This window comes from Flavobacterium cupriresistens, from assembly GCF_020911925.1.
Taxonomy (GTDB): domain Bacteria; phylum Bacteroidota; class Bacteroidia; order Flavobacteriales; family Flavobacteriaceae; genus Flavobacterium; species Flavobacterium cupriresistens.
The window spans coordinates 3,240,656-3,252,939 of sequence record NZ_CP087134.1; the positions used below are offsets into that span (position 1 = coordinate 3,240,656).

At 39.3% G+C, this 12,284-nt stretch carries 5 protein-coding genes; all 5 read right to left on the minus strand.

The genetic code is table 11. The features are described 5' to 3' along the window. Positions 1-12: 12 nt before the first annotated feature. A complete protein-coding gene (locus tag LNP23_RS13880) occupies positions 13-5,040 on the minus strand; it encodes a beta-ketoacyl synthase N-terminal-like domain-containing protein (protein WP_230001656.1) in 5,028 nt (1,675 codons plus the stop codon). 19 nt (positions 5,041-5,059) lie between these two features. Then, entirely contained in the window at positions 5,060-8,977 is a 3,918-nt protein-coding gene (locus tag LNP23_RS13885) for an AMP-binding protein (RefSeq protein ID WP_230001657.1), read from the minus strand. Positions 8,978-9,017: 40 nt separating this feature from the next. Then, positions 9,018-10,478 (minus strand): flavin-containing monooxygenase, encoded by a 1,461-nt coding sequence (locus tag LNP23_RS13890; protein ID WP_230001658.1) that lies wholly within the window; start codon positions 10,476-10,478, stop codon positions 9,018-9,020. Positions 10,479-10,483: 5 nt separating this feature from the next. Further along, on the minus strand, positions 10,484-10,909 hold the full coding sequence (locus LNP23_RS13895; protein WP_230001659.1) for a hypothetical protein: 426 nt from the start codon (positions 10,907-10,909) through the stop codon (positions 10,484-10,486). A 103-nt stretch (positions 10,910-11,012) separates the two neighbouring features. After that, complete coding sequence (locus LNP23_RS13900; protein ID WP_230001660.1) at positions 11,013-12,284, minus strand: DUF4374 domain-containing protein; 1,272 nt, start codon at positions 12,282-12,284, stop codon at positions 11,013-11,015.

Genomic DNA, 12,284 nt, shown 5'->3' on the forward strand with positions numbered 1-12,284 from the left:
TTCTGTTTTATACTAGTTAAGTTCTTCAAGTAAAAGTTGTAAAAGTTCTTCTTCGCTTTTTTCTTTTTTACTTTCAACAGTTGGATCTGAGACTTTTTGAGTTAATTCTTCGAGATGTTTACTCAGGAGATCAACGGTATTGTAGTCGTAAATAAGACTTACTGATAATTTGATTTTCAGAAGTTTTTCTAAAGTTGTACGTATGCTAAGGGAATCAACAGAGTCCAGGCCTAATTCAAAAAGCGGAATTGTAGAATCCACATCATGGATGTCAATCTCCAGTTCTTCAGCTACCAGTTCTTTGATGACTTCTTGTAAAGGTTTGTCCGGACTGTAACTAAAATTGGGTTCAGCATTACCCTCAGAAGTGGTGTTCTTATGTGCCAATAGGGATAGAAATTGATTGCGGTTCAGAAGTTGATAAAGCGAACTAAAGCGCTGCCAATCTACCTGCATGATGCTTGGAGTGGTGAGTGTTGATTTTTCAGCAAGTTCCAAAGCGTTGTCGACAGCAGCATACATGGGTAATGTCAAAATACCTAATGTTTCCAGCTCTTGCGCTTCATGTTCTTTCATCAAACCTTTCTCGGCAAATCTTCCGAATCGAACCGAAAGAGTTCTTTTTCCTTCAAGATTCCTGTTAACGGCCAGACCATCCAATAATAAGTTGGCACTTGAATAACCGGCTACACCTTCTCCCGACCAGAGCGAAGCAATAGAAGAAGTGTACAAAGTAAATCCGACATTAAAAGGGCCGAAGTGTTTGTCTAGTTGTATTGCTCCTTCGTATTTGGCTTTCCATTCTGTTTCCAGTTCTTCAGATGTGGCATCAACCACTTTATTTCGGGTAACGGCTCCTGCAGCATGAATCAGATTAATGGCGTCAATACCTTGTTTTTTTAGTAATGCGGCTATTGCAGCCATATCTTCATTAGAATCTACTTTTCCGCTAACGGCAGAAATTGAGATACCTTTGGCTTCACATTTCTTAATATACTCGCGAAATTCAAGTTGCGATTGACTTAGGTTGAAGTTGTCTGTCTGACTGTCTTCAATCTCAAGCCAGGCTGGATTGCGCGAAAGAAGATAGATTTTTTTACATCCCAGTTGAACCAGCTGTTCTGTAAATACACGCCCCATTTGTCCTAGCCCACCTGTAATTAGAACAGGATTAGCCCAGTCTCCTTTTGGTTGTAAGTTGTCGGACAAAGAATCAATTTCGGTTGTCAGGATGGGTGTATAGAATTTTTTTTCTCTTAATGCCAACTGATCATGTGTAGCAAGGATAGTTTTGAACTGTGAATCCAATAGCATAGGAGCTTCATTAATAGAGGAGATATCGATAACACCCTTCCATTTTTGTTTTCCTTCTATAGGCATCGTTCTGGCCAGTCCCCATAGGGCTGTGTGAAAAGGGTTAACTTGCTCTTCTGAATGGATTGCCATTCCTTTGATGGTACACAATCTGAAATTTAGATTTTGTGGTAGATTCAAAAGCAAGTCTTTGAATAAAGTGAACATTTGAGACAATCCTTTAATATCCTCAATAGGAGGAGCAAATAGTATTAACTGCTGCTCGTTGTTATTTAGACTTTTTAGCAGCTCGGTTATATCTTTAAATGCCCCTATACTGTTATCCAATATCGTACTACTTTCTTGCCCAAGTAGAGCAATTTGGGGAACGTTGACAGCGGTTTTAATCACTTCTGAAAACGACTGTTGTGCTTGTTCTGCATTTAGAAAAATCCAGCTGTCTTTTGAAGCGGACTGATTATCAGTATTTGCTTTTTGCTGGTTGTTGACAATGTCAAGTTTTTGCCACTTTTCTTGATAAACAGTTTCGTTTTCTTTTTCTGATTGTAAGAACTCACTTAAGATTTTGCGGACTTCCATTGATGTAATTTCCAATAGAATATTGCCTTCAGGATCGCAGAAACTGAATTGCGCATTCATAGCATCAGACTCCATTTTTAAGAGTATTCCTGAGGCATGAATAGTACCGTGTAGGGGTTGATAGAAATTTATTTCATCGTAACGGGACGGGACAAAAGGCTCCGAAAAATGTTCAAATGTTTTTGCAGAAAATAAACCGTGCATACAAGCATCCAGTAGTTCCGGAGAAGCAAATAAATTCATTGTCGCGGTATCCTGTTTCACTACAGATTTCATGCTGCGCTCATCAGATTGCAGTTGATTAATCAGACGGAACTCAGGGCCATATTGTACTCCCCAATTGTTTAAGGAATCGTAAAATACAGCTGTATCGACAGGAGTTAAGTTGGTCTCATTAGGCGTAGATTCTGTTTTTTCACTTTGAAACAAGGGAGCCTCAGAACGAATTCCGAAACTGCCTTTTATGTGAATGGCCCATTCTTCCTGATCTTTTCGGCTCTTAATTTCCCAAGAGCCGCTTGTAGAAAAAGGTTCTTCGGTATTTTTTGTTTCATAAGTTAAATCCAATTTTACTTCTCTTTTTTCGGTCAATGAACTGAAACTCATTGGTTGAAAAATCTGCACGTTCTTTAGCTTGATCTGATGACTTTTTTTAAGATAAAATAAAGCTTCGCAAATCATCGAAAGGTAACCGGCACCTGGAAAAATATAGGTTTCGTTAACCAGATGGTCTTTAATGAATAAATCTTGCTCAGGACTAAAAAAGGAATTAAAGCTTTTTCGGTTACTTTGTTCATGCTCTAATTGATGATGTAAAATAGAAGCGATAACATTACTTTTTCCTGCGTTCTGAAAGTTTGCCGGATCTTTCCTGCTATTGAATTTATACGATTCGGAAATGTAAGTGGCAGTGGCAAGTGGCGCTGGAGGGAGCGAAACTTTTTTGAAGAGTTCGTTTCCTAAAAGTTGTGTCCATTCCATTTCAACTCCTTTTGCATAACTGTAAAGAAGAAAATCAGGTAATTGACCAACTGTTTCGGTTTGAGTTATAGATAGAGATGTTGTATCATTGAGGATATTTAATGTGATCGCCTTTGCTGAAGCATCTTCTTTTTTATCAAGCCAAAATTCTTTGTTGGAGGCTTTTGCTGATTTGTCCCAATGATTGTTTTCGGTGCGGAATCTAATTTTGTCAAGCAGTTGGTTCCGTTTTAATCCATTTTCCAGAATAAAAAGCAGCAAAGATTCTTCAAAGCTTATCAATTCACTGAAAACAGCTCCCAGATAATCACCTTCGCCTGATGTATTGAATAGTACATCGGTTTTTAATACAGACACCAAAGTATCTGACCATATAAAAGCCTGCGAAAAATTATTAATTTTTCGTTCCATTTCCGTAGTGGGATGGGCTGCAAGTTCATATAGTGATTTGCCAAGTAAATTGGTCAGGATACGATCCGTTTTTGTAAGGGATGGGGCAAATAGTTTTTGCTTTTTCCAGATTTGAAGGTATTCGGGTTTGAAGTCGGTAAAGTTTCCGATGTTCAAAACCACCTGATTGTTTTTTCTTTTTCTTTTCAGAGAAACTTTCTCAAAAACATTTTGCAATCCATTTTGATGTTTTTCCAATTCCTGAATAAGTTGCTCAGTGGTATCGAAGCAAGCATAAATCGATTCTTCAAATACTTCACGTCCGTTTAGGAATGTATTGGATAGTGATGCGATAGAAGTGTTTTGGTTTATACTGTTTAGAAGGGAAGAAATATATTGTTTTAATGTGGTTTCATTTTGTGCGGAAATGAGAATCGGCCACTTCATAGCAGATACATCAGTTGAATAAATTTCGGTTTGCTCTGGAGCCTTACCCAGTATGGCATGAACGTTGGCCCCTGTCATACTAAAGGCACTTACACCAATAAATTTTTCATCACTTTCCCAAGCTCTGTTTTCTTTAACGGGTTCTATGGGTTTTTCATTCCATTTAAAACCGGGATTCAGTTCTTCTAAGTGTAATCCGGCAGGGATATAGTTGTTTTTAAGAATCAGCAATGATTTTATTAACGAAGCGACTCCTGCAGCAGGTTCCAGATGTCCAATATTAGATTTAACTGACCCTACATAAAGCAGATTTAGAGGTGATCTTGAAGCTCCAAACACTTGGTTAAGGCCTTCAAGTTCAACAGGATCTCCCAAATATGTACCTGTACCATGGGCTTCGATATAACCGATGTCTTCGGGAGAAAGTCCGGCTTTTTCCAGACAGAATTCTATAAGTTTTACCTGTGCTTTGCCATTTGGCGCGGTTAATCCATTACTGCGGCCATCATGATTGGTGGCTGTCGCTTCTACAGTGCCGTAAATATAGTCTCCATCGCGTTCTGCATCTTCCAGTCTTTTAAGGAGCAGAACTCCTACGCCTTCACCACGAATGTAACCATCTGCATGTTTAGAGAAAGCCTGGCATTTGGCTGACTTTGACAAAGCCCCCATCTGTGCTAAGGCAACTAAAGCATGAGGAGATAGTATGCAATTAACACCACCCGAAAGAGCATAGTCACATTCTTTATTTAGAAGACTTTGACAGGCCAGATGCAAGGTCATGAGCGAAGAAGAACAAATAGTGTCAAGTTGAATAGCAGGTCCGTTTAATCCCAATAAATAGGCAACCCTGCCTGCTGCAATTGCATTGACAGTCCCCAATGGATTAGCGGGCGTAAAACCGTTTACACCATTTGGAGCAATATCGAAATCATAATAATCACGATAGCTCAAACCAAAGAAAGCGCCTGTTTTTTCTTTTATAGAATCAATTTTGTAACCTGCATTTTGAATACTGTTCCAAGAAGATTGGATCAACAGACGTTGTTGCGGGTCTATGTCGGCAGCTTCTTTTTCGGACATGCCAAAGGTCTGTGGAGAGAAATCAAATACATCGGAAATAAAACCGGCGCGATCGACAAATGTTTTTCCTTTGCCACCTTGTGCGTCATAATAGTAGGAATGATTCCAACGATCTGACGGTATTGGGATTATACCGTCTTTTTTATTCAAAAGAGTTTCCCAAAATTGATCAGGACCATCGGATTGTCCCGGAAATTTACAATCTAAACCAATGACAGCTATCTTATTTTTATTGACGTTGCTCATATGTTTTTGCTTTTGATTATCATTTTATTTCATCTTCCAATAGTCCTTTCAAAAAGGCATCGTCTACACCATTTTCTTCATTCTCTTTTATAACGGTGAGTTCAGAAGGTTTGATTTCAAATTCACACAGATAGGTGGCCAGTTCACTTACCGTTGAATAACTCCAAATGATGGACGGTTCTATATGAATTGCGTAACACGAATTGATGTCGCTTATAAAACGGATGGATAAGGAAGAATCGAGCCCATATTCTGAAAAAGAAGTGGTAGAGGCAAAGTGCCCGCTTTCGATTTCTGCTTCTTTTTCTAACCAATTGTATATCCAGGACTCCATTTCTTTAATAGCCTTGTTTTTTAACAACACTTGAGGGGTACTTTGCGTTACAGCAGAAGCGCTGTTGGCGAAAAGTGGAGCTTTACTTGTTGTATTATTTTTAATGTAGCCTTCGTCTTCTGTTTGTTGTATAAAGTTCTGTGTTTCGATTGTACGCAAATCCCGAAAAGGGGAGCGCATAGCAGAATCAGTAAGCGCAGGTTGTGTGTAAATGGTCTGATGGTCTTTTAGTAAATGATTGAATTGAGCTTCAAATTGCTGTTTAACGAGCAGACTTGTATCAAATTCGAGTGCATCTGCTGTGAGCGTTGTGATTTTTTTCTCGATCCATTTTTTTGCTTGGGATGAAATATCGTCTCCACACATCCACAAAATCAATTGACAGGCTAGTACTTCACCAAAAGCATATTTGGCAAACTTTCTGTTCTTTTGAAGATCGTGTTGCCCATCATAACCTACTTTGTTAGGCTCGAACTGCTGTTTTACAAGCTGTATTTTTTCTATTTGAATTTTTGCGTTGATTGCAACATCTTGCATGATCAGGAAGTTTAATGTTTCGCTGATGGTTTCATCGGAACGTCCTCCCAAATCAGCAATTAACGATTCTGAGGGACCTTCAAAAATTCGCAACACACGAGCATCACGGAAAAGCTGCGAAATACCGTTGTGTTCTGAATAACCTCTGGCGGCAGTGATCTGCATTAGAAAATCAACGCCTTTCCAGGTTTCTTCTGTCGAAAAAACTTTTCCGGCACTGATAAGCATATCAGGTAGAAGCAGTCCTTGATCTTTCCATTTTAAAAGCTTTGATTGGTACGTTTCGATTATTTCGAGAACGGACAACAACTGATTCAGTTGTTTAAGTACCACAGGTTGGTCAATAAGGTATCCAGAATTGATTTTTCTGTTTTCGGCCCATCTTTTTGATCTGGATAAAACGGTTTTTAAGATTCCGATGCACATAGAATTAATCCCGATGCGCCCCATTGATACGACTTCTTGAAGAATTTCGGCTCCTTTACCTATCTCGCCCAGTATATGTGATTCCGGAATACTTACATCGTTCAGGACAAAATGTCCTTGTACGGAACCACGCATTCCCATGGTCATGCATTCCTCAATATGACTCAGCCCCGGTGTTCCCTGTGGTACTAAAAAGGCGGATTGTCCGAGGTATTTACCATTTTGATCCTCCGTATGTGCAATCACGGTCAGATAACTCGCCCATGACGAAGAACCCACCCAGCATTTTTCACCGTTTAAAATCCAATTGCCATCCGGTTGTTTTTGAGCAAAAGTTTTACCTGCATTGGGGTTACTTCCCGCACCTGGTTCCGTTAGCGCAAAGCTGGCTGTTCCTATTCCGGTGGCCAGTTCCCGAACAACTTTTTCCTTGATTTCTTCTTTTGCAAACCGTGCGATAGGATGCAGTCCGAGTACATTGTGAAGACTCACGAATAATCCCAGCGTTAAATCTGCCGATGAGATAATTTCTATAAAGCGACTTGTCTGACTCAGATTGAATCCTAAACCACCGTACTGTGACGAAACCATAAGCCCCATAAGTCCCATACGGGCAAACTCGGTCATGATATAGGGCGGTATTGTACGTCTTTCGTCAATGGTGTAACTATCGACTCTGGTTTGGAGAAAATGTTGTAATTCTCCGGTAATCTGCTGTAGCAATTGCTCTTGAAGATCAGTTTGGGCGGAATCCGATTCTTTTTTAGATACCGTTGCACCTAAATGAGAGGCATGTAAAATATTGGGCCATTCTTCGAGTTCGGTAGTGCGTTTTGCAAGTCGTCTTTGAATTTTTCCGCTGGTAGTTCGGGGAACATGCATAGGAGAAACAAAAAGAATGGCTTCTATTGCTATTCCGTGTTCTTTTAAAACAGCAGTGCGAATTGCTTTCGTATATTCATCAAATTTAGGAGACAGTACTGCATTACGGGTTAATTCCTGAACAATGTAACAACATTCATTTCCTTGTTTGTTCATAGAAAAAGCAGCAGCACCATCAATCCTTAAATCAGGATGTGAATAATAAGAGCTGCGTTCTAAATCCTGAGGATAATAGTTTAAGCCCCTTATGATAATGAGATCTTTAATTCGACCGACAATATAAATCTGTCCTTCGTCATCTTTGAAGGCTAAGTCACCTGTTCGCAGATAAGTAGTGTTATCGGAAGAGGAGTTGAAGTAGCTTTCGGAGGTTGCTTTTTCGTTTTCATAGTACCCATTTGTCACAGAAGGACCTGAGAACCATAATTCACCAATAGCATAGGGAGATTGTGTTTTGAGTTTGGAGATCGAATCGGGTAATGCTGTTTCCAGATCAGAAATGGCGATAATATTGATATCGTGGTTGTCAATTACTTGCCCGTTTGCTACGAGATAAACAGCTCCTTCTTCTTCGTGAAAATCCTGTCCGGTTTCCATAAAACCGCTTTCCTGAAGGATTACAGTATTGTTTTTGAGCGCTTCTTTATCAACTTTTAACCATTTTACCTTTTCACCTTCTTTAATTACAGAAACGGTTAAAGTAGCTTCTGCTAAACCATAACCGGGAGAAATTACATGATTGCTGGCGCCAAACAACGAAATCGCATTTTGAAAATTACAAATAGTCTGAAAACGAATTGGTTCAGCACCGGAGGCGCATACTTTCAGGTTTTTTAGTGAAATTTCTGTTGTAGCGTTGGTAGCTTTAAGTTCATTATGCAGTTGCACAAGTTTATCGGCAACCAATTGATAAGCAAAGTTAGGACCTCCCGTATGTGTAGCTTTCCATTTGCTGAGTGCATTTACCCAATTAAGGGGTTTACTCATAAAATCTTCGGGTCTCATTAAATAAAGCGTACTCCCGTTGTAAATGGTTTGAACTATAAATAAGATCAGTCCCATGTCATGATAGAAGGGAAGCCAGCTTACCAGCACACTTTCAGAAGTGAAATTCATGTCGTTTTTCGACCCTTTTGAATTTTGTATCAAAGAATCTTGTGTTACAACCACTCCCTTAGGATTCCCGGTGGAGCCTGAAGTATATTGCAAAAATGCGGTAGGATGTATATCCGGTTGAGCTGTAAAATGAGTTTCGGACTGGTCTGCGGCAGTGATTTTTACCTTAATTAACGATGTGCCGTTGAGGAGTTCTGACCTGCCTATACTTTGAATTAGTCTGGAAGCACTTTTTTCGCTGGTCGCGATTGCTTTAGGATGGCATTCTTTGGCGATATTTTCCCATTTGTCCAAAGGCTTTAATCGTCCGGGCATGTTGAGTGGCACGGGGATAGCTCCAATCCACTGGCAGGCGAAGAAAGCGATGATGAATTCAATGCCCTGATCAAAAATCAAAAGACAACGATCGCCTTTTTTTACGTCCTTACTTTTAAAAATCTGAGCCTGAGTCTGTACCTGAAATAAAAATTCAGAATAGGTTAGGGGAGCTTCATGAAGGGTACTATCTACATCACTGAATACTATTTTGTTGGGACACTTTATACTCCCTTCGATCAGAAAATCAATGAGGCAAACACAATCCTCTTCAATGGTTTGATGATCTGATTTGTTGGGGGCAAGTTTGGGATGACTTTTTTCCATGTCAGTATTGTTTGTTTGGTTGATTGATGAATTATTTTTATTAGCAAAAGGTGTAGGCAGATTCGTCTACCTCTTTTGTGAGTTTTTGATATTCTTTGGCTTTGCCGGGCCAGTTGTTGACGATAACATCACCGTTTTTGTACCAGCTGTTTTTTACCTGAGCCCAAGCCGTTTTTTTCATTCTTTCATTCACCTGATTTGTAAATCCTTTTTGGGAGTCAGGTTTTACGTCCATGTATTTCAATTTGTTTTCTGAAATCAGACGGAGACATTCAGAGATATAATGCGCCTGACTTTCTACCATGAGTAAGACAGAACTGTGTCCCAGATTTGTATTTGGACCGTACATCATGAAGAAATTGGGGAAACCTGTTGTGGTGATTCCAAGATAAGTTTCTGTAGATTTTTCCCATGCATCGCTTATAGAATTTCCGTTCAAACCACAAATATCCAGTCCTTTCAAAAAAGGATTGCTTTCAAAACCTGTAGCATATATAATTACATCCAGAGGGATTTTATTTCCTGAGGAGGTGACAACGCCATCTTCTGTTAAATGAGAAATACCTTCATCGTTTACAGTTACATTCTCTTTTGCCAGAGCCGGGTAATAGTCATCGGACAAAAGAACACGGACTGCGCCCATAGGGTAATTTGGTGTTAGCTTTTTTAACAATTCCGGATCTTTGATTGCTTTTTTGAGATGGCTCATACTTACTCCTTGCCAAACCTTTTTCCAGAATTTGTTTTGACCCATCAAATGGTAGAACAAACCGTTGAAAGTGTTATTCGAATGACGTGCCCAATGAAGCAGGAAAGGGTATTTTTGGTGTAAATGCCTGTCTTTATTACTGTATGGGGAGTTTTTCTTGGGTAATAACCATTTGGCGCTTCGCTGAAAAACAGTCAACGCTTGTACCTGTGAAACAATTTTCGGAATAAACTGTATGGCACTGGCGGCGTTACCTATTACGGCTACCCGTTTTCCGTTTAAATCAATAGCATGATTCCATCTTGCCGAATGCCAGGTGTTTCCTTTGAAAATTTCTTTTCCTTTAAAATTTGGAATTTTTGGATGATCCAATTGACCGACCGCCATGATCAAAAATCGGGCAGTATAGGTGTCGCCTTGTTTGGTTTTTATTTCCCAAAGCCCTTCTTTTTCAAGAAAAGAGGAAGACGAAAATTCCTTTTCAGTTTGAACATGCTCTTGTAATCCGTTTTTTTCAACATTGAATTTAAGATATTCGAGAATTTGCGGCTGATCGGACCATTTTTTCTTCCAATTAGGGAAAGGTTCAAAAGAATAGCTATACAGGGCAGAGGGCACATCGCATTCTGCTCCCGGATAAGTATTGTCTCTCCAAGTACCTCCAATATCTTTTGCTTTTTCGAGAATAATAAAAGAGTTTATTCCGCGCTTTTTTAGGCTAATAGCCATTGAAATGCCCGAAAATCCCGATCCGACAATTAAGGCTTCGTAAACGATATGATTTGTGGCCATCTTGTTTACTTGCTTTGTGAGTGTACTACCAATTGCTTTAAGCGACCGGTTTCATAGAAAACCAAGATAAAATTCAAGATCGATACAACCATTCCCGAAGCAAAAAATCCCGGATGTACTGGTGGATTATCATGAATTACATGGATCAAAAAGATATTGACAGCGAAAGGAAGATAGAATAACAAACCAATCCACCAATATTTTTTTGTTAATAGTAAAATGCCAACAAACAGTTGTGACAAACGGACAAAGACTCCCAAATAGCTCACCATGATGGCATTGTGCAAATCACGAAAAGTTTTCCCGAATAAGAGGATACCTTCACTTTGCGGATTATAGCCTTCTGTTAACATAGCGTATGTTCCTATTGCACCAAAGAGCAAAAGAATTACGGCAAAAACATACCGTAGTACAAGCATAGTTTTTTTCATAAGATTTATTTTTTGATTAACGAATAGCAGAGTTAAAATGCTGTGGCAAAACTTAATGAGCATCCGGGTGGGTATCTCGGATGCTCAAAATCAGTACGAGGTATTATTTTAATCCCAGAATATGAGAAATACCGGTTGTAGTGACCGCTTTAGTTTTACTAAAATCGTTTAAGTTAATTTTGTTGATATAGTTGGTGGTTTTATTCGCAAATGGAACATAGGCGTAACCGTTTGCAAAATAACATCTTGCCACTTTTCCACTATTAGTGTATTCATCATCAAGTTTCTTTGCCGTTTTAGCATTTAAGTCAAAACTCCACCAACGGAAAACAGGATCAGTATTATAGGAATACGGATTGTTTGGATCCAGTTTTGTAGGGTCCAGCACCGTTGCAAGGAATTTACCGTTTCCATAATACTCAAAATTGGTTACCGGGTTACCGTTTCCTTGTGATACTGTTTCTAAGTCAAAATAGTAATTGGTATCAAAGGCAGTAGCTCCGCTTTTAATTCGTAATAAACAGGCCGGTTTACCAATGGCAGATCGGGCACCACCAAAAACATTATGACACAATACATAGATGTCTCCGTTTTCTGTTCGGTTCATGTAGTAAACACCACCTCCCGTATTCCAGGCACCTGTAAATGAGCCACGATCATCTGTAATTACTTTTACTAAAGCTGCTGAATTACCTGCAGCTGAGTTATTTACTTTTGTTAGATCTATTACAAGTATATCACAAGTAGTGGTAGCCGGGGTAAAGGTGTTAAAGTCATACATAGCATATAAAGCCGCGTACATAAAATTCCCATTGATGATAATCTCCGTAACTCCCTCAGCCTTAATTGTTGCTCCGGCAGTTGGAAAGTTTGTCACTTTTCCAACTCTTGACAAACTAGAGCAATCGATAACGCCTGTTTTTACCATGGTGGTAGGATTAAAAATTACAATTTTTCCTGATCCTCCAATGTAGGCTGTGTTTTCATCTTTGAAAGAAATATTTCCCTGGAATCCCAATTCCGGAACGCTGATAGATCCTGTTTTTTGTCCTAGATTCCCGTTAGATAAAGTCCATCTGGTGATTAATCCATTTTGGTAATCATTTACATATACTGCTTTTTTAAACTCATAAACGCCTCCCGAATGCGAAGCGGAGATTTCGTGTGCATTAGCATTATTTATTGTTCCCGTTACGTCCGGAGAATCCATTTTCTGCATATAGGCAGCAAAAGATCTTCCATCTGCATTTTGAGGTCTTGTAATTAAGGCATAATTCGCCGATGTATCTGTTGTGGACTCTGTCTTGTCGTCATTGCTGCTACAAGATGATAATGCCAGCAGTGTAAAAATTAAAAGGGTAAACTTGTTTGTCAT